The organism is Streptacidiphilus jeojiensis, assembly GCF_042510965.1.
Classification (GTDB): domain Bacteria; phylum Actinomycetota; class Actinomycetes; order Streptomycetales; family Streptomycetaceae; genus Streptacidiphilus; species Streptacidiphilus jeojiensis.
The window spans coordinates 235734-256989 of sequence record NZ_JBEUKS010000001.1; the positions used below are offsets into that span (position 1 = coordinate 235734).

The window sequence follows — 21256 nt, forward strand, 5'->3', positions numbered from 1 at the left end:
CCGCAGCGCGCAGTGCCGGTGCGGGCCGGTTCCGGGCCCCGCGCCGACGCCGGCGCTCGGCGAAGGACGCGCCATCGGAGGTGCCTGATGACCCACTCCTCGGACTCCGCCATTCCGGGGGACCATGCCGTTCCGGACTCCGGACGGAGCATCCGCAGCCTGGTCCCGGCGCGGTTGGACCGGCTGGGTTGGTCCCCCTTCCACACCAGGCTGGTGATCGCCCTGGGTGTGGCCTGGGTGCTGGACGGCCTGGAGATCACCATCGCCAGCAATGTCACCAGCATCCTGACCCAGCCGGACACGCTGAACCTGTCCTCGGCGTCGGTGAGCTTCTCGGTCGGCACCGTGTACCTGCTGGGTGAGGTCGCCGGCGCGCTGTTCTTCGGATGGTTGTCGGACAAGTGGGGGCGGCGCAACCTCTTCATGATCACCCTGGGTGTCTACCTGCTCGGCGGCGCCCTCACCGCCTGCACGGCCGGCCACAGCCAGGGCTGGGTCATCTGGCTCAACGCCACCCGGTTCATCGCGGGCATGGGCATCGGCGGCGAGTACGCCGCCATCAACTCGGCCATCGACGAGCTCATCCCGGCCCGGTACCGGGGGCGGGTGGACATCGCGATCAACGGCACCTACTGGGGCGGAGCCCTGATCGCCACGATCATCACCCTCACCGTCGTCAACAACCTGCCCAGCAGCTACGCCTGGCGGGTGGCCTTCCTGTCCGGCCCGGTCCTCGGCTTCGTCATCCTGTTCGTCCGGAAGAACCTGCCGGAGAGTCCGCGCTGGCTGCTGATGCACGGGCGGGTCGACGAGGCGGAGCAGGCGGTGACCGAGATCGAGCACGAAGTCGAATCCTCCGGGCGGTCACTGCCACCGGTCGACGGGTCCAGGGCGGTCCAGGTCGCCGCCGCGGACCAGATCGGCTTCGTCACCCTGGCCCGGACCCTGTTCTCCCGCTATCCCGGCCGCTCCGTGCTGGGAGCGTCGCTGATGATCACTCAGTCGTTCCTCTACAACGCCATCTTCTTCACCTACGCACTGGTGCTCACCAAGATCTACGGCGTGGCCAGCGGTGACACCGCCTACTACTTCATCTTCTTCGCGCTGGGCAACCTGATCGGCCCGCTGACCATCGGACGGCTCTTCGACACCGTCGGCCGCCGAAAGATGATCTCGGGGACCTACTTCCTCTCCGGGTTCCTGCTGGCCGTCAGCGCCTTCCTGTTCAACGCGGGGCTGCTGAACGCGGTCACCCAGACGGTGTGCTGGTGCGTCATCTTCTTCTTCGCCTCGGCCGGCGCCAGCGCCGCCTACCTGACCGTCAGTGAGATCTTCCCGGTGGAGGTCAGGGCCAAGGCCATCGCCGTCTTCTTCGTCATCGCCCAGTCCTTCGGCGCCTTCGGTCCCTGGCTCTACGGACAGCTGATCGGCGACGGCCACGACCACTTCAAGCTGTTCATCGGCTACCTCATCGGAGCCGCGGTGATGCTGATCGGCGCCGTGGTCGAGGTCTTCCTCGGTGTGGACGCCGAGGGCCGCTCGCTGGAGGAGATCTCCGGTCCGGCGTCCGACACCTCGGGCCCCGGAGGTCCGCGCAACAAGGAGCCGGCCGGCTCGCGCTAGGCCGTCGGTTCCGGCCGGATCCGGCCCGGAACCGTGTGAGAGCGGTAAGGAAAGGGGCCGGGCCCGGGCGGACCGGGTATCGGGGAAGCATGGCGGGGAAGCGTCTGCACGGTGTCATCCGCAGGTTCGGACTGGGCGTGGCGATGGTCTGTGCGAGTGTGCTGGCGGGCACACTGGTCGCCGGACTCTCCCTGCCCGCGGTCGGCGCGCTCGGGTTCGGGGCCAAGTCGCTGGTGACCGACTTCAACAACCTTCCGGCGGAGTACAACGCCGCCCCCACCCTCTCCCAGGCGTCCACCGTCTACGACGCCGACGGCGGGGTGATCGCCAGGGTCTACGCCCGGGACCGGGTCGTGGTGCCGTTCGCCAGGATCGCCCCGGTGATGCGGCAGGCGCTGGTCGACATCGAGGACAACCGCTTCTACCAGCACGGCGCGATCGACCTCAAGGGCACCCTGCGCGCGCTGACCAAGAACGCCTCCTCCGGCACCTCGCAGGGCGGATCGACACTGACCCAGCAGCTGGTGAAGAACATGAACGTGGAGCTGGCCGGCAACGACCCGGCCAAGGTCCGCGAGGCGCAGGCGCAGACCGTGGCGCGGAAGATCTCCGAGCTGAAGGTCGCCATCAAGCTGGAGGAGACCCTCAGCAAGGACCAGATCCTCACCGACTACCTCAACATCGCCTTCTTCGGTGAGCAGGCCTACGGCATCGAGTCCGCCGCCGAGCGCTACTTCAGCGTCCACGCCGACCGGTTGACCCTCCCCCAGGCCGCGCTGCTGGCCGGCATCGTGCAGTCCCCCAGCGGCTACGACCCGCTGATCGACGCGCAGGCCGCCCTGGTCCGCCGCAATGTGGTGCTGGCCGCGATGGCCAAGTACGGGTCGATCACCGCGGTGCAGGCCGTGCGGGCGAAGGCCGCGCCGCTGGGGCTGAAGGTGAGTCGCCCCAAGGAGGGCTGCATCACCGCCGGCAACGGCGAGCAGTTCTTCTGCGACTACGTCGAACACCTCTTCCTCGCCGACCCGGCCTTCGGCAGGACCGTCGAGGCCCGGCAGGCGCTGTGGGACCGCGGTGGCCTCAGCATCCACACCACGCTGGACCCCAGGGCCCAACGGGCCCTGGAGAACTCGGTCAGCTCCCACGTCGCCCCCGGCGACAAGGCCGCCACCGCGATGACCATCGTCCAGCCGGGCACCGGCGCCATCGTCGCCATGGGCCAGAGCCGCCCCTACGGCGACGGCAACAGCCCCGCGGTCACCACGCTGAACTACAACGTCGACCGCTCCATGGGCGGGGGCGGCGGTTTCCCGACCGGCTCGACCGTCAAGCCGATCACCGCGGCCGCCGCGCTGGAGAACGGCATCGGCATGGACCGGACCTACCCCGCCCCGTACCAGGAGCCCTACCCGGCCATGAAGGACTGTCAGGGCAACCGGCTCCCCGAGTCCGACAACCCGCCGAACCAGAACGACTCCCCCTCCCTGGTCGGTCCTTTCGCCATGCCCGAGGCCATGGCCAAGTCGGTGAACACCTACTTCGTGCCGCTGGAGAAGGACGCCGGGCTCTGCAACGTCGTGCAGATGATGGCCAAGCTGGGCATCACCAGCCAGGCCACCTACTCCCCCGGTACCACCACCCTGGCCCCCATCGCCCAGGTGCAGTCGCTGACCCTGGGCACCAACAGCCTGACCCCGCTGGAGATGGCCGACGTGTACGCCACCTTCGCCGCCCGGGGCGTCTACTGCTCCCCGACCGCGATCACCGCGGTCACCGACGTCAACCACAAGAGCCTGGCGGTCCCCTCCGCCAACTGCCACCCGGTGATGCAGCAGAGCACCGCCGACGCCATCACCACCATGCTCAAGGGCGTGGTCGAGGACGGCACCGGCGCGGCCGACGGCTTCACCGACGGCCGCCCCAGCGCGGGCAAGACCGGCACCACCGACGCCCACAAGCAGGTCTGGTTCGTCGGCTTCACCCCGCAGCTCTCCGGCGCCACCGTCGTCAGCGACACCGGCACCTCCGTCACCAGCCTGGAGGACGGCCAGTCCATCGGCGGCACCTCCTACGGCCCCGGTCAGGTCTTCGGCAGCACCGTGGCCGGACCCATCTGGCACGACGCCATGGGCGGGGCGCTGAACGGCGTCCCCTTCGGCTCCTTCCACACGGTGCCTCTGCCGGGGTCCTCCTCGAACGGCCCCTGACATGAGGGGTCGTCAGCTTCCGAGCGCGACCTCGACGATCTTGATGATGACCAGCACCATCGCCACCGCGAGGTAGGCACGCAGCGCACCCATGCCGATCTTGCGGCCGGTGGCCATCACCGGCCTGGTGAGGGTCTCCAGCGGCGGCATCCGCCAGGAGTCGCGGCCGGTCCGGTCGACCGGGTCCGCCGTCGCGGCAGTGCGGCGGCGGGCGAGGGCGTAGCCGGCGGCGAGCAGGCCCGCCGCGCCGCAGCCGGCCATGATGTCCAGGATCGCGTTCGCGGTGATGTGCGGGAACAGCACCGACGCGGTCAGGATCACCGACAGGGTGACCAGGACGCCGACCACGGCGGCGGTGAAGGCGTTGGTCCTGGCGCCGTTCACCCACGGACCGAGGACCTCCCGGTCGTTGCAGAGCAGCAGCAGGAACACCGAGGCGGACGGCAGCAGCACCCCGGCCAGGGTCTGCACGCCCTCGGTGAGCAGCCCCAGCGGGGAGCCGGGGATCAGCACGATGGTGGCGGCCAGGGCGACCAGGGCCGCGTAGACGGCGTAGAAGCCCTTGGCACCCTTGACCCCGCGGTGCAGCGAGTGCTTGATGCCGAAGACGTCGCCGATGGCGTAGGCGGTGGACAGCGAGACGGCGAAGGCGCCGATGATCGAGGCGTCCAGCAGCGCGATCGCGAACAGCACCCCGGCGACCCGGCCCGCGTCGGCGGCGATGCCGTGGGCGACGCCCGCGGTGTCGGTGAACCCGCCCGCGGCGCCGGTGTGGGCGAAGGCGGCGGCGCAGGCGCCCATCAGCGCGGTGGCTCCGACGATCACCACGACGATGCCCAGGACCAGGTCCGCCTTCTCGTAGCGCATGAAGCGCGGGGTGATCCGCTTGTCGATGACGTAGGACTGCTGGAAGAACAGCTGCCAGGGCGCCACGGTGGTGCCCACGATGCCGATGATCAGCAGCATCACCGTGGCCAGCTGGCCGCTGCCGCCCGGCAGGCCGGGCACCACCAGGTCGTGCGCCAGCTGGGAGGCGGCCGGGTGGACCATGAAGGAGATCGGGACCAGCAGCAGCGATCCGGCGCACAGGGCCATCGCGATCCGCTCGAACCGGCGGAAGGAGCCGGTGAAGGCCGAGGCGACGATGATCGCCGCGGCGAGCAGCACCGAGGCAGCCTTGGGCAGCCCCAGGTACCCGGCGGCCAGGGTGATCCCGATGAACTCGGTGACCAGGGTCAGCGCGTTGAGGACGAACAGGTCGATCACCGAGAAGGCGCCCCAGAACCGGCCGAAGCGCTCCAGGATCAGCCGGGCGTGTCCGACGCCGGTGACCGCGCCGAGCCGCAGCACCATCTCCTGGTTGACGTAGAGCACCGGGACCAGCAGGAGCAGGGTCCACAGCAGATGGGTGCCGTAGTCCTGGCCGGCCTGGCCGTAGGTGGCGAAGGCTCCGGCGTCGTTGTCGCCGACCATGACGATCAGTCCGGGGCCGGCGATCGCCAGCAGGGTCTTGACCTTGGCGGACAGGCCGCGGCGGGCGCCGTGGTCGTCCAGCCGGATGGTGCCCAGGGCGCCCTGGATGTCGCCCAGGTGCGCGTCGTCCAGGACGGCGGCGCGGGTGGTGGTGTCGGCGGTGGTGGTCATGGTGGACCCCTCCCTGGCCCCGGTGGGGGCCGTGTGGAGGGCATGCGGCAGCCGCGGTCCGGCCCGGGGCCCGGGTGGGCGGGGTCGACCGGTCGCCGTGCGGGTCGCACGGAGCGGGGGCTGGTTACCGCATGCCGGAGGAAGACGGGCTCGGGCATGGGTGCTGGGGCCGTTTGTGGCCCGGACTACTGCAGCTGCTGTCCATGTCGCTCGCCTCCCTCCGGTCGTGGCGCTCCTTGGCGCCGTGCGGCAGGGGGAACGCCGGGATCCAGGCACGGACCACCGGCACACCCCAACTCGTCAGAGCTTTGGCACCCCACGGCGTAGCGCGGGCGCCTGTGTCAACCGGCCCGTCTGCGCAGCCACTTGGCCTCAACCCTTAGGTCGGGAAGAGGTGTCCTGATCCGGAGCGTCTCTCGACGGGTGGGATCAGTGGCCTGTGTCCGTGGAGACGCCTCACCGAACGAGGTGTCTCATCGATCGTTTCCCACCTTAGCCCTCCGGGCAGCGGCGCCCGACCGGTTTTCGCGACCGGGGCCGTGCCCTTACCCGCTTCTCACCAGGGGCTGCGCGGCCCAGGGGCGCGGCTCAGCCGCGTTTGCGGGCGACGCCGCCGTGCATGTGCACATGCTCGTCGGGGACGGCCGCCGACTGCGCGTCGGGGTGCCAGCGGTGCACCAGGCAGACGCCCGGGTCCACCAGTTCCAGATCGCCGAAGAGCAGCTCGACCTCGGCCCGGTCGCGGATCCGCTCCGGGATGCCCCGGGCCGCGTAGGCGTCGATGCCCCGGGTCACCTCCTCGGGGGCGCTGTCGGCGGTGACCGTGGACAGCGCCAGGAAGCTGCCGGGCGCCAGGTGCTTCATCAGCCCGTCGATGATGGCGTGCGCCTCGTCCTCGTCGGTGACGAACTGCAGCACCGCGATCAGGCTCAGTGCGACCGGGCGGTCCAGGTCCAGGGTGGCGCGCAGGTTCGGGGCGTTCAGGATGGCCTGCGGATCGTGCAGGTCCGCGTCGATGTAGGTGGTCCTGCCCTCGGGCGCGCTGGTGAGCAGGGCGCGGGCGTGCACCAGCACCATCGGGTCGTTGTCGACGTAGACGACCCGCGCGGCGGGGTCCACGGACTGGGCGACCTCGTGCAGGTTGGGCGAGGTGGGCAGGCCTGTGCCGATGTCCAGGAACTGGCGGATGCCCTGCTCCTCGGCGAGGTACCGGGTCACCCGCTGCATGAAGCTGCGGTTGGCCCGCATCGAGGCGGGGAGGTTCGGCCAGACGGCGGCGATCTCCAGGGAGGCCTCGCGGTCCACCGGGAAGTTGTCCTTGCCGCCGAGCAGGAAGTCGTAGATCCGGGCGGGGTGGGGCACGTCCGTGCGCAGCTCGACCGAAGGTGTGTCGTCGTCCCCGGGCTTCATCCAGCCCAACTTGTCAGCCACGGGCACACCCTACTCGCTCGAACGCCCGTCCGGTGATCATTTGCAGGGTAACCGGAGGCCCGTCCGCCGGGTGGTCCGGGTCCAGGTTTGACCGCGGGCACCGCCCCGGCGACAGTTGGAGACGACCGCCCGTGGCGACCGCCGCGGGCCGGCCGGTCAGGGGGTTGACCGGCACCGAGGACACAGAGGGAGAAGCCATGGCTGGCAACACGCAGAAGGCCGTTCTGGCCGGTGGTTGCTTCTGGGGCATGCAGGACCTGATCCGCAAGCAGCCGGGCGTGACCGAGACCCGGGTGGGGTACTCCGGCGGGGACACCCCCAACGCCACCTACCGCAACCACGGGTCGCACGCCGAGTCGATCGAGATCCAGTTCGACCCCGAGCGGACCAGCTACCGCGACATCCTGGAGTTCTTCTTCCAGATCCACGACCCGACCACGGTGGACCGGCAGGGCAACGACATCGGCGCAAGCTACCGGTCGGCCATCTTCTACGCCGACGAGGAGCAGCACCGGGTCGCCCTGGACACCATCGCCGACGTCGAGGCGAGCGGCCTGTGGCCGGGCAAGGTCGTCACCGAGGTCGAGCCGCTGGGGGACTTCTGGGAGGCCGAGCCGGAGCACCAGGACTACCTGGAGCGCTACCCCAACGGCTACACCTGCCACTTCCCGCGGCCGGGCTGGAAGCTGCCGCGCCGGTAGCCGCCGCAGTAGGCCGCAGGCCTACGCTGGGGGTGAAGGCCTCGCCCTGTCGACGAGGCCTTCACCCCTACTGCCATATGGGCTGAGCGGGCTCAGACGGCGGCGGCGAGGGCGTCGAACTCGGCGTCGGTCAGCTCCAGCGTCGCCCCCAGGACGTTCTCCTCCAGGTGCGCCACGGACGAGGTGCCGGGGATGGGCAGGACGGCCGGGGAGCGGCGCAGCAGCCAGGCCAGCGCCAGCTGGGCCGGGGTGGCGCCGCGATCGGCGGCAATGCGGGCGAGCGGGCTGTCCGGGCCCAGCAGGCCGCCGGTGGCCAGCGGGAACCAGGGGATGAACGCGACGCCGTTGGCCTCCGCGTAGTCCAGGACGTCCTCGGAGGCCCGGTCGGCCAGGTTGAAGCGGTTCTGCACCGAGACGATCGGCGCCGTCCGGCCGGCCTCCTTGATCTCCGCCACCGAGACCTCGCTCAGCCCGATGTGCCGGATCTTGCCCTCGGCCTGCAGCGCGGCCAGTTCGCCGATCTGCTCCGCGAGCGGGACCTTGGGGTCGATCCGGTGCAGCTGCAGCAGGTCGATCCGCTCCAGGCCCAGGTTGCGCAGGCTGAGCTCCACCTGCTGGCGCAGGTACTCGGGGCGGCCCACCGCGGTCCAGCGGCCCGGGCCCTGCCGGGTGAATCCGGCCTTGGTCGCGATGACCAGATCGTCCTGGTAGGGGTGCAGCGCCTGCTTCAGCAGCAGGTCGGCCGTGAACGGCCCGTAGGCGTCGGCGGTGTCGATGAAGGTGACGCCCAGCTCGACCGCGCGGCGCAGCACCCGCAGTGCCTCGGCCGGGTCGGCGGGGTCCCCCCAGACGCCGGGGCCGGTCAGCTGCATGGTGCCGTACCCCAGCCGGGCGACGGGCAGGTCGCCGCCGAGGAGATAGCTTCCGGAAGCGCGAACCGGCTGGTCGGTGATGCCAGGCATGCTGGGTCCTCCTGAAGGTGGGGTGCTCTGGAGTGGGCCAACCTGGATCACCGGGACGCTATTCCCCCGGATTCCCCCCGGCGCGGGTAACGGCGGAGACACGATACGGAAGGGATCATGGGGATGTCGTGTACGAGCCGTGGCTGATTCAACTACCTTGCTCCCCAGTAGCGTTGCGGGATCGGGGGACTCATGGGCGACCGTTCAGCCGTGGCCGTGCTCGTGCGGGAGGACTCCGGCACTGCGGAGATCCTGCTCTCCGGGTGCGTCGACCGGAGCACCGACGCGCTGCTCGACCAGGCCCTCGAACCGCTGCTGGTCGACCCCCTGGTGCGGCGCATCGACGTCGACGTCGCCCTGGTGGACTCCTGCGAGTGCGGCGGGCTGACCGTCTTCATCCGGGCGCAGCACCTGGCCGCCGACTTCGGCGTCCCGTTGCGCCTGGTCCAGGCACGGCCGCTGCTGCTGCGGGTGCTGAAGGCCACCGGCCTGTCCCGGCTGCTGACGGCAGCGTAGCGGCGAGCGCGGCGGCAACCGTGGCGGATGTTCCGCAGCGCAGTCCCCGGGCTGCACAATACGGAGCGTGAAAACACCAGATGAGGCCACGTCCTCCGAGGAGGACCACGGCCGGGCCGGCGGCCGCAGGCCCCGTGGACGCGGCGTGATCCGCACCCGCAAGGCCGTCGTGACCACCACCATGGCGCTGGCCGGGCTGGCCGTGTCCACGTACTACGGGGGCGTGCTCGGCGACCAGTCCTCGCACCACTCGCTGGCGGACCGCACCATTGCCGCGGCCAGTGCGCTGGTCTTCCTGGTCTTCGCCCTGATCGCGGTCCGCGGGGCCACCCAGGACCTGGTCGCGCTGGTGCCGCAGAGTTTCGGGGACTCGCGGGTGACCACGCTGCGGATGCTGTGCCTGCTGACCGGCTACGCGCTGGTGGTCCTCGGTGCACTAAGCCTGCTGCACGTGCCGTGGAGCCGGCTGATCCTGGGCGGGGCGCTGACCGGGGTCATCGTCGGCATCGCGGCCCAGCCGGTGCTGGGCAACATCTTCGCGGGACTGGTGCTGCTGACCGCGCGCCCGTTCCACGTCGGCCAGGACGTGACGATCCAGTCCGGCGCCCTCGGCGGCCGGATCCAGGGCCATGTCACCGACATGACCCTGCTCTTCGTGCAGCTCCGCACCCCCGAAGGGCCGGTCCTGCTGCCCAACAACGCGGTCCTGAGCGCCGCCATCGCGCCCGGAATGGGCGGCGCCACGGCGCTGCCGGCCGCACCACCGGTCACGTCCCCGGCTGCTCCCACCGCGGGTCCGGTTCCTCCGGCGCCGGGGCAACCCGGCTGACCGCCGGCCGGGCGCGCCGCCCCACGGGGTGGGGTGCGGCGCGCCCGGACCCGGGCTACTCGTCCGCCGGGCCCGGATCGGTCCCGTCCGGGTTGCTGGGGCCACGGTCCCGGCGGCTGTGGAGCAGCAGCAGCGCTCCGGCCGCCAGGGCCAGGACCGCCAGACCGCCCGGGAGCATCAGCATGGTCCCGATACCGGTCGCCGCTAGGTGCGCGTGCACCGGTCCGAGCGGTCGCGGGGCCATCGGGGCCGGTTCCGCCTCGGTGCGGGTGGGGGCGGGCGTCGGGGCACCGGGCTCGCCCATCGTGACCGTGGGCGAGGGCGTCGGTGTGGGCCGGTCGACCGGGACGTCGACGGTGCAGGGCAGCAGGGCGCGGGTGGAGGCGGCGCGGGTGGTGGCGTGGCGAGTGGAGGCGGCGCAGCTGGTGCCGGGGATGCTGCCGGTGACGGCGTTGTGCAGCACCCCGTCACCGCGGTCCGGGTCGTGGACGGTCACCGAGTACCGGACCGTGGCCTCGGCCCCGGCCGCCAGGTCCCCGCTCCAGTGCAGCGTCTTCTTCACCGGCGTGACGGTGCCGGTCGTCGCCGTGGCGTCGCCGTTGTAGTCGGCGTCGTCCAGCACCCCGCTCAGGTCGTCGGTGAAGTCGGCTGGGCTTACCGGGATGCTGCCGACGTTGCTGATCCTCACCGTGTAGTGCACCGTGCCGCCCGGCTCGGTCCGCTGCGGCTCGGCCGTCTTGGTGATCTCCAGCTCAGGGGTCAGCCGCACCACGTCCACCGAGGCGGAGGACTCGTTGGAGACCACGTTCGAGCCGCCCGGGTTGGTCGCGCCGGCGGTGGCGGTGTTGGTGAACACGCCGGTGAAGGAGTCGTCGACGGTGATCACATGGGTGCCGGTGCACACCATGGACGCGGTCGGGCTGCCCATGGGGCCCAGCGTGGAGCGCGGACAGGTGGCGTCGGTGATCTTCGGGTCGCTGATGGTCACCCCGTCCAGCTCGGTGCTGCCGGTGTTGGTGACCAGGAAGTTGTAGTTGACGGTGTCGCCCACCTTGCGGGTCGCCCCGCGCTGCCCGCGCAGGTCGGTGGCCACGGTCTTGACCAGGTTCAGGGTGCTCAGCGGGTCCACCGAGGACGCGACGACGTTGCGGATCAGATGGGTGTCGATCAGGCCTCCGGTCGAGCCGGAGAAGCCGAACTTGTAGGTCTTCGGTGCGTCGTCCTTCATCTGGTAGGACAGCACCCGCTGGTAGCCGTTGCCGTCGTTGAAGTCGATGTCCACGGTGACCAGCGGCCGGGGATCGGGGCTGACGGTCAGTCGGACCCGCCGCGCCGCCCCGTCGGGAACCGTGGCGCTGGACCTGAGGCTGCCGGGCAGGGTGGTGACGAAGCCCGAGGGCTTGGAGGCGTCCGCGGTCATGGTCGAGGCCAGGAAGCAGTAGCCGTCGAGGTCCTCGCCCGGTCCACGGAGCGTCACCGAGTCGGTGACCTGGTAGTCGCTGATCACCGGGGACTTCGAGGCGGCGGGGCAGTTCCTGCCGCGGTTCTCGCCGTCGTTGGCGAAGTTGCCGTAGGCGTCCAGGCCGATGCCCAGGTAGCCGCCGTGCACTCCAGGTTCCAGGTTGCGCTGCGCGTATCCCAGCGAGCCGCCGTCCGCGCCCGCCTCGGTGAGGTCCACGGCGCCGTCCACCAGGAAGAAGCCGATGCCGTCGGCCCCGTTGCCGCCGTACTGGTACTGGTCGAAGATCACCTGCAGGCCGCCGTTGCCGGGCAGCGGCCGGTTGTAGAGCAGGCCGCCGACGCGGTAGTAGCCGCCGTCGGTGAGCTGGAGCCAGCCGGGGGTGACGCCGGGGGTCGGCACGTTCGGGGCGGTCTGGTCGGCGGCGGTGCACGGCCCGGTCGTGGACTCCCCCGCCGGCGGCGTCGTGGCGGCGCCGGTCAGGCAGGCGGTGTCCAGCGGCATGAAGCCCGGGTCCGCGATGGAGGATCCCTGGAAGGTCTCGTTGAGCAGTACCGAGCCGCCGGCCCGGTGCCGTTCCGCCCAGGGCGAGGCACTGGCCGGCACGGTTGCGGAGCCGCAGAGGGCGACGAGGGCGAGGCCGGCGACGGTGGCACTCAGCGCTGACGCACGGCTGCCGCACCGGGCCCGACGGGTCTGGATGGTCACTTTCTGACGCTACGTCGCTAAATGCCCGCAGATCGCCGGCCCGGCTGTGGACACGCAGGGAGCTCCACTCCGACGGCCCCGCGGTCAGCTGTTCGAGCCGGGGTCGTTGATCCCTGGGGTACTGCCGGCTCGCCGCAGGGCGATCAGGGCGATGTCGTCCTCGGGCGGCCCGTCGAGATGGGCTTCCAGATCCCGCCGGAGCGCGTCCAGGAAGAGCCGTGGCGCTGCGGCGCTCCACCGTTCGGCGCGTTCCGGCAACGGGTAGAAGGCCCCCGTCCGGTCCCGGGACTCGATCAGCCCGTCCGTGTAGAGCAGCAGCAGCTCGCCCGGTCCGAAGCGGAAGGTGGCGATCTCGTAGGGGGTGTTCGCCAGGGCGCCCAGGCCCAGCGGCGGGGAGGACTGGTCGTCGACCAGCTGGGTGGGGTGTTCCCGGCCCAGCAGCAGCGGGGGCGGGTGCCCGCAGTTGATCAGGTGGACCACCTGCTCGTCGTCCGGGATGTCGACGACGACAGCGGTGATGAAGCGCTCGCCGACGTCTCCCTCGGCCTCGGTGAACTGTCCCAGGCCCCAGCAGACGCTGCCTTCCAGGTAGGAGACCAGCTCGGGGAGCGGGGCCTCGCGGTGGGCCGCCGCCCGGAAGGCCCCCAGCAGCATCGCGGTGGCGTCCAGCGTGGTCAGTCCCTTGCCGCGGACGTCGCCGATGATCAGGCGGGTGCCGGTGGCCGTGCGGGCCAGCGCGAAGAGGTCCCCGCCGATCCTGGTGCCCGCCTCGGCGGCGTGGTACCAGGACGCGATGCGCAGCGGGCCGGCCGTCTCCGGGATCGGCGGCAGCAGCACCCGCTGGGTCGCCTCGGAGACGTACCGGGCCCGGGAGAGCTCGCCGAGATGGTGCTCCCGCAGTCGGCAGAAGACCGTCAGCAGCGCCGAGAGCGCAACCATGGAGCCGATCTGGACGATCAGGTTCTCGGTGCCCAGCACCCCCCGGGCCAGCCCGATGCACACCAGGGTGAGCACGGCCAGCAGTCCGATGAACCCGGTCAGCCGCGGGCCGCCGAACGAGGCGGTGAACGCCGGCGCGACCACCAGCAGCGGCCCCAGGTGGACGTCGGGCGGCGAAAGCACGTCCGCGAGGGCGATCACCGCCATCACCGCCAGCGCGATCGCCACCAGGCCCGCTCGCGACCGCCACGAGCGCCACCCCACGAACCACTCCGGCGCGTCCATCCCCCCTGCATACCGCCGTTGCGGCCACCCCGCACGCCGGAGGCCGCGCGGCGCCGGGGATCGGGGCCGGTCAGGGCTCAGTAGCGGGCGACGCCTGCGTAGATGCCCAGCCGCTCGGCGTCCGCGGCCAGCGGCCCGTCCGGACGCCAGAACGGCGCGAGCACGAGGCCCGGCTCCAGCAGTTCCCCGCCCCCGAAGAACCGCTCGACCTCCTGGCGCGGCCGCAGGTGCAGATGGGCCGCGGCCTGGTCGTAGGACTGCTCGGCGCGCTGCGCCAGGTCCTGCGGCAGGGTGTCCCCGGTGCCGTGGGTCAGGATCAGGTAGCTGCCGCCGGGGAGGGCCTCCAGCAGGCGCTTGACGATGCCCTGCGGGTCCTGGTCGCCACCGATGAAGTGCAGCACCGCGACCAGCATCAGCGCCACCGGGCGGCTGAAGTCGAGCAGGTCGCGGACGCCGGGCGCGGCGAGGATCGCCTCGGGGTCGCGCAGGTCGGCCTGGGTCACCGTGGTGGCCCCGTGGCCGGACCCGCTCATCAGCGCCCGGGCGTGGGTGAGCACGATCGGGTCGTTGTCCACGTAGGCGACCCGGGCGGAGGCGTCGGCCCGCTGGGCCACCTCGTGCGTGTTCCCGGCGGCGGGGATGCCGGTGCCTATGTCCAGGAACTGGCTGACGCCCAGGGCCGAGACGGTGCGCACCGCGCGGCCGAGGAAGGCCCGGTTCGCCCGCGCCGCGTTCACCACGTGCGGGGTCATCGTCGCCAGCTGCTCGGCGACGGCGCGGTCCGAGGCGAAGTTGTCCTTGCCGCCCAGCCACACGTCGTAGACCCGGGCGGGGTGCGCGACCTCGGGGTGCAGATCCGCCGACGGCGCCCGCTCGTCGGTCCCCTGCATCCAGGTCCTGTCCTCCGTCACGAACCCCTCCTGCTGCTGTACGCACCCGCCCGGCGTCGGCGACGATACCGCATCCGCCAAGCCGCAGCTCAGAGTTGACGCCGCAGCAGGGCGACCGCGGTACGGACCGCGATGCCGCCCACCAGTGCGGTGACCGCGGCCAGCACCAGGCCGGTCCAGACCAGGTGGCCCGCCGGCCTGCCCCGGTCGACCCAGTGCAGCGTCGCTGTGCCGACGGACGCCCAGGAGAAGGTGAAGGCCCAGGTGCTCGGGGTGAACTTCAGCCGCAGGAACAGCGGCAGCAGCCGCAGCTGGGCCAGCACCATCAGTACGCCGTAGCCGGCCAGCAGGGCGGCGAAGACGTCGATCCGGTCCCCGTCGAGGGAGAAGTAGGCGAGCGAGGCCACCGCCGCCGGGGCGACCTCGATGGCCAGGGTCGGCGTCAGCGGCAGCGGCAGCGGCGGTCGGAACATCAGCCGGGCCAGGATCATCGATCCCAGGATCAGCCAGCAGACCAGGCCCAGTCCCAGCATCGCCTCCGCCAGCCGACGCTGGCCGACCGCCGCGGCCGAGGCGGACGCGATCAGACCCCCGGCCGTGGTGGGCAGGAAGTAGCCGGGGTGCAGCTGGTCGATGTCGAGCGGACCGTAGATCCACTGGCCGGTGAACCAGCCGCCGAGCAGGACCGTGAGCGCCAGGAAGACGTCGACCAGGACCTTGCCCGCGGTCGGTGCGTGCGGCGCTACGCCCTGGGCCGCCAGCGGCATCGGGGTGATCACCGCCAGCGACATGAAGGGGCCGGCGATGCCGTCGGTCAGGTCCGCGACCAGCCTGCCCCGTTCGGACAGCGCGTAGCGCAGGTAGAGCCCCACGGTGACCAGCCAGACCAGCGCCGCCAGTGCGAGGAGCGCGTCGCCCACCGCGCTCGGCACATGGCCCTCGCGGCCAGCCGTCACCCAGGTGCCGGCCAGACCGGCCAGGCCGAAGGACATCGCGAAGTAGTTCAGCGGAATCCGATGAGCCGTCAAGGCGCCTGCTCCTCTGTCCCGACCGACCTGTGCGCGCAGCATAGGCGAACCGGGCGCCGCCCGAGCCCGGGTGGCCGAAGTGTCGACGAGGTCCACCCGGGCGTCCGCAGGCCGACGGCCGATGGCTGACGGCCGACGAACCGACGGCCGGACCGCTCAGTCGAAGACGGTGTCCCGGGCGGTCTTCTCCCAGGCCGTCACCTCGGCGCGGACGGCGTCGAGGTGGCCGAGGACCGCGTCCACGCCGTCGTTGCCCAGCGGCAGGTGCAGCGGGGTGTTCTCGGCGGCGAGGGCCGTCAGGATCGCGGCGGCCGCCTTGGCCGGGTCGCCGGGCTGGGCGCCGTCCCCGGCCGCGGCCATGGCGCGGGTCGGGCCGACGGTGGCGGCGTAGTCGTCGATCTCCGCGCTGACGCTGCGGTTGCCCATCAGGCCGGTGCGGAACGCCCCGGGCTCGACCACCAGCACCTTGATGCCCAGGGGTGCGACCTCGTCCAGCAGCGCCTCGGAGAAGCCCTCCAGGGCGAACTTGGTGGCGCTGTAGGCGGAGAACCCGGCGAAGGACATCTGCCCGCCCATGCTGCTGAGCTGCACGATCGCCCCAGAGCGGCGCTGGCGCATGGACGGGAGCACTGCCCGCACCAGGGCCGCGGGGCCGAACACGTGCACCTCGAACAGCGCGCGCAGTTCCGCGTCGGTGGTCTCCTCGGCCGCCCCGACGTGGGTCCGGCCCGCATTGTTGACCAGCACGTCGATCCGGCCGTGACGGGCGGTCACATCCGCGACCACCGCGTCGACGGCGGCCAGGTCGGTGACGTCCAGCCGGACCGCCTCGACCTGGTCGGGGTGCGCCGCCACCAGGTCGGCCAGCGTCTCGGTGCGCCGGGCCGCGGCGACCACGACATCGCCCGCCGCCACCGCCGCCTCGGTGAGCGCCCGGCCGAAGCCGCTGTTGGCGCCGGTGATCAGCCATACCTTGCTCATCGCTACTCCGTGGGTCCGTGGTGTTCGCTCTGTTGGTCCCCAGCCTGCTCCGGTCGGGTCTCGCGCGTCCAAGACCTTCCGTGATAACCATGGGCTATGGATGTGCACAGCCGGGATCTCCGCTACTTCGTCGCGGTGGCACAGGAGTTGCACTTCACCCGGGCGGCCGAGGCGCTGTTCGTCTCGCAGCCGGCGCTGAGCAAGCAGATCCGGATGCTGGAGCGGACCCTGGGTGCGCCGCTGTTCGAGCGGGACCGGCGCGAGGTTCGGCTGACCGCCGTCGGCGCGGCGCTGCTGCCGCACGCCCGCCGGGTGCTGGAGCAGTGGGAGCAGGCCGAGCACGCGGTGGCGGCGGCCCGGGCCGCCCTGGACGGTCGGCTGGTGGTCGGGATGAGCACCGGCCCGGGGCGCGGCGGGATGCTGCCGGCGATCCGCTCCCGCCTCACCGCCGAGTACCCGGACGCGCAGCTGGTGCTCCGTCAGGTCGACTGGGCCGACCCCAGCGCGGGGCTGGTCGACGGCTCCAGCGATGTGGCGTTCCTGTGGCTGCCGCAGCCCGAGGCGCGGCGGCTGCGCTGGCTGGTGGTGGCCGAGGAGCCGCGGCTGGTGGCACTGCCGGAGACGCACCGGCTGGCCGGGTGCGAGGCGGTGGAGTTCGCCGAGCTGCTGGACGAGCCGTTCCTGGCGCTGCCGGGCAGTGCCGGGGTGCTGCGCGACTACTGGCTGGCCGTGGACCAGCGCGGCGGCCGGGAGCCGCTGGTCGGCGCCGAGATCAGCGGGGTCGACGAGACCTACGAGGCGCTGGTGGGCGGGCAGGGCGTGTGCCTGCTGGGCGCCGGGAACGCCCCGCTGCTGACCCGGGGCGGCGTGGTCACCCGTCCGGTCCGCGGGCTGTCGCCGTCGCGGTTCGCGCTGGCCTGGCGCGCCGACGACACGCGTCCGCTGGTGCACGCCTTCGCCCGGGCCGCCCAGGCGGCGGGCTGTCGCCCGCCCGCCGCCTGAACCTCGCCGACCGATCAGGGAGTCAGCTCGGCGACCCGGGTGAAGGCACCGTCCTGGTCGGAGGTCACCACGACGCGTACCTGAGTGGTCGTCACCTCCCCGGCGAAGGGGATCCAGCGGTACAGGGCCGTGTTGCCGGACACGTCGGCCTGGGTCACCCACTGCGAGCCGTCCCAGGTCTGGACGGTGAAGGCGGTCGGGACGCCGTCCGGGTTCGAGGCGAACCCCACTCCGTGCAGCGGTACGGGTGTGGGAGCGGTGACGGTCAGGGTGTCGGGGAACTGGCCCTGGGTGTCGTCGTTCCAGAAGGTCGTCAGGTCGCCGTCGATCGCGTTGGAGGCGAGGTAGGTGCGGGTCGCGCCGTTGACGACGTTGGGTGCGTGCTCGCTGGACGCGCTCGCGCTGGTTCCGGCCGGCCAGCGGCCGAAGACCTGCAGGTGCACCGGGGCCGTCGCGACGGTCCCGTCGGGCGTGCGGACCTTCACCGTCACCGGGTAGACCCCGCCGGCGACGTCGGCGGGGACGGTGATCCGCAGCGTGCTGCGGACCTCGGTGGTGGCCGGGGTGAGCGGAATCTGCGCCGGTGTCGCCGTGGCCGTCCAGCCGGCGGGCACGGTGGCGCTGACCGATACCGGGCCGGTGCCGGTGGAGCGACCCTCGACCACGGCGGTGACGTCGCCGCCGGTACCCGCGGTGACCGGCGCCGGCTGGCTCGCCGTGACCGCCAGGCGGGTGACGGTGGTCCGCGGCGGGGTCACCGTGAAGGTGTAGTCGCCGGAGCCCGCGGTGAGGGTGAGCTGCTGGTCGTCCGCCCGGCCGACGGCCAGACCGGGATCGGCCTGGGCGCGGTGCCCGGCCGCGTACACGGTCCGGCCGCCCTCGCTGACCGTGGACTGCGCGCCGCCGAGCAGCGGCAGCCGGATGGTCGCCGTGCTGCCGACGGGTACCACCGCGTGGTAGGTCAGCGTGGAGCCGTCGCGCTGCCAGGAACTGACGACGGTTCCGCGTGCCGTCCGCTGCTGGGCCGAGGCGGAGGTCAGGTCACCGACGACGCCGGGGGCGAGGGTGAGGCTGCTGTACCCCGATCCGGTGCTGCCGGGCTGGATCCCGGCCAGCTGCTGGTAGAACCACTGGCCGATGGAGCCGCCCAGTCCGATGTGGTCCTTGGAGGAGGTCCCGTCCGGCGCGGAGGAGTCGACCCACTTCTCCCAGATCGTGCCCGGGCCCTGGCTGAGCATGTAGCCGAAGCTGGGGTAGTCGGTGCGCTCGGCCACCGCCAGCGCGACGTCGTTGCGCCCGTAGGCGCCGAGGGCCTGGAACACCAGGGTGGTGCCGACGAATCCGGTGGTGAGGTGGTCGTCGTGGGCGGCGATGTCCTGCACCAGGCGGTCCGCGGTGGCCTGCTCGCGGCCGGCCGGGACGATGCCCAGCACCAGCGGCATCGCGTAGGAGAGCTGGGTGCCGGTGCCGTACACGCCGGTGGCGGGGTCGAAGAAGCGCTTGGTGAAGCCGGCGGCGATCCGGGTGGCCAGGGCGCCGTACTCGGCCGCGTCGGCCCGGTTGCCGACGACGGCCGCCATCCTGGCGAGCAGTTGTGCGTCCAGGTAGTAGAAGCCGGTCTGGAAGTAGTCGTGCGGGGTGCTGACGGTGGCAACCCAGTCGTCGCCCCAGGAGGTCGGCGCGTTGACCACGATGTGGTCGGCGTCGCTGATGGTGCCCAGGTAGTCGACCCACGCCTTCACGTGCTGGTAGTTGGCGGTGATGGGCTGCTTGCTGCCGTACTGGGTGTAGGTGTCCCAGATGATCTGCGGGTAGGCCGTGCCCCAGGCCGGGTCGGTGGCCCAGCCGGTGCTGCCGTTGGTGGGGGCGACCGAGGGGATGCTGCCGTCGGGGTTGAGGCTGGTGACCACGTCGCCCAGCCACTTGGCGTAGAAGGACTGCATGTCGTAGTTGGCCATGGCCTCCACGTCGGAGTCCGCGGCGTCGCCGAGCCAGCCGTGCTTCTCGCGGGTGGGGCAGTCCAGCGGGATCGACTGCAGGTCGTTGAGCTGGGTCTGGGCCACCGCGCCCTGGATGGAGTTCAGCAGCGCGTCGGACGAGGTGAAGGTGCCGGTGGTGGCCACGTCGGTGTGCACTTCCTGGGCGGTCACGGTGACGGCGGCCCCGTCCGGGAGGCCGGTCAGTTCGGCGTAGCGAAACCCGGAGTAGTTGAACCGCGGTGCGTAGGTCTCGGCGCCGGAACCGGCGAAGGTGTAGTGGTCGGTCTGCCGTGGCGGGTCGCCCGCGGAGAAGCTGATGTTGGAGGTGGTCACCTGGCCGGTCGGGTCGAGGATCTCGCCCTTCCTGATGTCCACCGTGGTTCCGGCGGGCTGGGTCGCGGTGACGGTCACCCAGCCGGTGATGTTCTGGCCGAAGTCGTACACCCGTTGGCCTGCCGCGGGCCGGGTCTCCCGCACCGGGGTGAGGGTCTTGACGATCTCGGTGGGCGGGGTGGTGTCGGCCTGCAGCCGGGTGAGCGCGGAGTAGCCGACCGCCGGACGGGCGCCGTAGACGCCGAGTTCGGCCAGCCGGAAGGTGCAGCTGCTGCCGATGCAGCGCAGCCTGGTGGCGGTGACCCGGACGTAGCGGCCGGTGGCCCGGGTGTCGAGGACCACCGGTGCGGTACCGGGCGACGGCTGGTCGGCGCCGGTGCGGTCGGCGACCGTGGTCGCGGTGGCGAACGTCGGGTCGTCGCTGACCTGGACCAGGTAGCGCACCGGGAATCCGGCGGCGGGGAAGTCGCCGGCCGGGTCGTTGGTCGGCCGGGCGGGGAACAGCCGGATCTGCCGGACGTCCTGGTCCGTGCCGAGGTCCGTCTGCACCCACTTGGTGGTGTCGGCGGTGGACTCGATGGCCGAGTGGTAGCCCTGGGAGGTGTCGGTGGAGCCGTCGACGCCGTCGGTGAGTGCGGCCGGCGACCAGCCGCAGCAGCTGGTGGTGTCCAGTGCGGTGACCGGCCTGCCCTGGGCCAGGCTCAGCGGGTGCGACGCCGGTGCGACCGCGTGCGCCAGGGGCCAGGCGCTGTCGTCCAGTCCCGCGGTGTCCCAGCCGGTGACGGCCTTGCGGGCGTCGTAGGTCTCCCCGTAGTAGAAGTCGTCCCCGGTCACCGGTCCTGCGGTGGTCCGCCAGCCGGGTCCGGTGCCGAAGGTGGCCTTGGTTCCGTCGCTGTAGGTCACGTCCAGTTGGGCCACGAAGGTGGGTTGGCCGCTGAACTGTCCCTTGCCCGCCATGAAGGCCAGCGCGTTGCCGCCCTGGTGCAGCAGGGAGGTGACGTCGAGGTCCCGGTACAGGACCCGGGAGGAGTAGTCGGTGACGGAGGAGTCGAGGACCTCGGACGGTTCGACCCGCGCGCCGTTCAGGTGCGGCTCCACCAGCCCCTGGGCGGCGAAGTACAGGCGGGCCCTGGCGACCGGCCCGGTGACCGTGAAGTCGCCGCGGACCAGGGCTCCGTCGCCGGCCTGCAGCCACCAGGCCGACCAGTCCGCGGCGTCGAGCAGCCCGGTGTCGAAGGCTGCCGGCGCCGACCAGGGCGAGGCCTGGCCCTGGCGGTTCCAGGTCCGCACCGACCAGGTGTAACTGCGGTCGGCGGCCAGGGCGGGTCCTGCGTAGGCGACGTCGGTGGAGTTCTGCGAGGCGGTCCGGCCCGAGTCCCACAGGCGCGTCGAGCCGGTGCCCACGCGGATCTGGTAGCCGGTCTGGCTCTGCGCCCGTGCGCTGTCGTGCAGGACCCAGGAGAGGGTCGGCCGGGCCTCACCGACCGGCAGTCCGGGGCCCTGGCCGTCGACCTTGAGGTCGGTCGGGGCCTGGGCGCTGCCGGTGACGCCCGGCGGGTGCTGGGTGGCGGCGGAGGCGAGTGCGGGCATCGCGGTGGGTACGGACAGCACCGCGGCGATGATCGTGGTGACGATCGCGGCGGTCGTGGTCCGGCGCGGACGCCGGCCGCTGCGGATTGCGGGCCATGTCACGGAGGTGGTTCTCCTTGTCCTCGGCTGTCTGACGGCTCGTCCGTTCG

General features: G+C 72.0%; 15 protein-coding genes and 1 riboswitch. Of the genes, 6 read left to right on the forward strand and 9 right to left on the reverse strand.

What is annotated here, in order from left to right; all coding sequences use genetic code 11:
• Positions 1-87: 87 nt before the first annotated feature.
• The gene (locus ABUW04_RS01155) at positions 88-1623 is read left to right on the forward strand and encodes an MFS transporter (protein ID WP_380561768.1); all 1536 of its coding nucleotides are present in this window, start codon (positions 88-90) and stop codon (positions 1621-1623) included.
• An 89-nt stretch (positions 1624-1712) separates the two neighbouring features.
• Positions 1713-3830, forward strand: a complete 2118-nt coding sequence (locus tag ABUW04_RS01160) for a transglycosylase domain-containing protein (protein ID WP_380561770.1) — start codon at positions 1713-1715, stop codon at positions 3828-3830.
• A gap of 12 nt (positions 3831-3842) precedes the next feature.
• Here the strand turns inward: ABUW04_RS01160 and ABUW04_RS01165 are convergent, their stop codons facing one another.
• Together ABUW04_RS01165 and ABUW04_RS01170 are read right to left on the reverse strand one after the other, a co-directional pair.
• Positions 3843-5474: an NRAMP family divalent metal transporter gene (locus ABUW04_RS01165; RefSeq protein ID WP_380561772.1), complete on the reverse strand. Its 1632-nt coding sequence runs from the start codon at positions 5472-5474 to the stop codon at positions 3843-3845.
• Positions 5475-5758: 284 nt separating this feature from the next.
• A riboswitch (M-box (ykoK) riboswitch) is annotated at positions 5759-5949 on the reverse strand.
• Between the two features lie 113 nt (positions 5950-6062).
• Positions 6063-6884 (reverse strand): SAM-dependent methyltransferase, encoded by an 822-nt coding sequence (locus ABUW04_RS01170; protein ID WP_030252856.1) that lies wholly within the window; start codon positions 6882-6884, stop codon positions 6063-6065.
• 218 nt (positions 6885-7102) lie between these two features.
• On the opposite strand from ABUW04_RS01170, the gene msrA reads away from it, so the two are divergent.
• Positions 7103-7606 carry a peptide-methionine (S)-S-oxide reductase MsrA gene (msrA, locus tag ABUW04_RS01175; RefSeq protein ID WP_030252858.1) on the forward strand — a complete coding sequence of 168 codons (504 nt, stop codon included), beginning with the start codon at positions 7103-7105 and terminating at the stop codon, positions 7604-7606.
• A 92-nt stretch (positions 7607-7698) separates the two neighbouring features.
• Here msrA and ABUW04_RS01180 read toward each other — a convergent pair whose 3' ends face one another.
• On the reverse strand, positions 7699-8568 hold the full coding sequence (locus ABUW04_RS01180; RefSeq protein WP_030252859.1) for an aldo/keto reductase: 870 nt from the start codon (positions 8566-8568) through the stop codon (positions 7699-7701).
• 210 nt (positions 8569-8778) lie between these two features.
• Here ABUW04_RS01180 and ABUW04_RS01185 point away from each other — a divergent pair, with 210 nt between their 5' ends.
• Positions 8779-9084, forward strand: coding sequence for an STAS domain-containing protein (locus tag ABUW04_RS01185; protein ID WP_198037384.1), 306 nt, complete (start codon positions 8779-8781; stop codon positions 9082-9084).
• Positions 9085-9151: 67 nt separating this feature from the next.
• Positions 9152-9913 (forward strand): mechanosensitive ion channel family protein, encoded by a 762-nt coding sequence (locus ABUW04_RS01190; RefSeq protein ID WP_157623685.1) that lies wholly within the window; start codon positions 9152-9154, stop codon positions 9911-9913.
• 55 nt (positions 9914-9968) lie between these two features.
• Here the strand turns inward: ABUW04_RS01190 and ABUW04_RS01195 are convergent, their stop codons facing one another.
• The 5 genes from ABUW04_RS01195 to ABUW04_RS01215 all read right to left on the reverse strand — a co-directional run bounded on the left by ABUW04_RS01195 (position 9969) and on the right by ABUW04_RS01215 (position 16203).
• A complete protein-coding gene (locus ABUW04_RS01195) occupies positions 9969-12080 on the reverse strand; it encodes a DUF7507 domain-containing protein (protein ID WP_380561775.1) in 2112 nt (703 codons plus the stop codon).
• Positions 12081-12164: 84 nt separating this feature from the next.
• The gene (locus tag ABUW04_RS01200; RefSeq protein ID WP_380561777.1) at positions 12165-13304 is read right to left on the reverse strand and encodes a PP2C family protein-serine/threonine phosphatase; all 1140 of its coding nucleotides are present in this window, start codon (positions 13302-13304) and stop codon (positions 12165-12167) included.
• Between the two features lie 77 nt (positions 13305-13381).
• Positions 13382-14215 (reverse strand): SAM-dependent methyltransferase, encoded by an 834-nt coding sequence (locus ABUW04_RS01205; protein ID WP_380561779.1) that lies wholly within the window; start codon positions 14213-14215, stop codon positions 13382-13384.
• A 68-nt stretch (positions 14216-14283) separates the two neighbouring features.
• Positions 14284-15222: an SLAC1 family transporter gene (locus ABUW04_RS01210; protein ID WP_380561781.1), complete on the reverse strand. Its 939-nt coding sequence runs from the start codon at positions 15220-15222 to the stop codon at positions 14284-14286.
• Positions 15223-15378: 156 nt separating this feature from the next.
• The gene (locus ABUW04_RS01215) at positions 15379-16203 is read right to left on the reverse strand and encodes an oxidoreductase (protein WP_380561783.1); all 825 of its coding nucleotides are present in this window, start codon (positions 16201-16203) and stop codon (positions 15379-15381) included.
• A 96-nt stretch (positions 16204-16299) separates the two neighbouring features.
• On the opposite strand from ABUW04_RS01215, the gene ABUW04_RS01220 reads away from it, so the two are divergent.
• Positions 16300-17205: a LysR family transcriptional regulator gene (locus tag ABUW04_RS01220; RefSeq protein WP_380561788.1), complete on the forward strand. Its 906-nt coding sequence runs from the start codon at positions 16300-16302 to the stop codon at positions 17203-17205.
• 14 nt (positions 17206-17219) lie between these two features.
• Here the strand turns inward: ABUW04_RS01220 and ABUW04_RS01225 are convergent, their stop codons facing one another.
• Positions 17220-21209, reverse strand: coding sequence for a family 78 glycoside hydrolase catalytic domain (locus tag ABUW04_RS01225; protein ID WP_380561790.1), 3990 nt, complete (start codon positions 21207-21209; stop codon positions 17220-17222).
• Between the last annotated feature and the right edge of the window lie 47 nt (positions 21210-21256).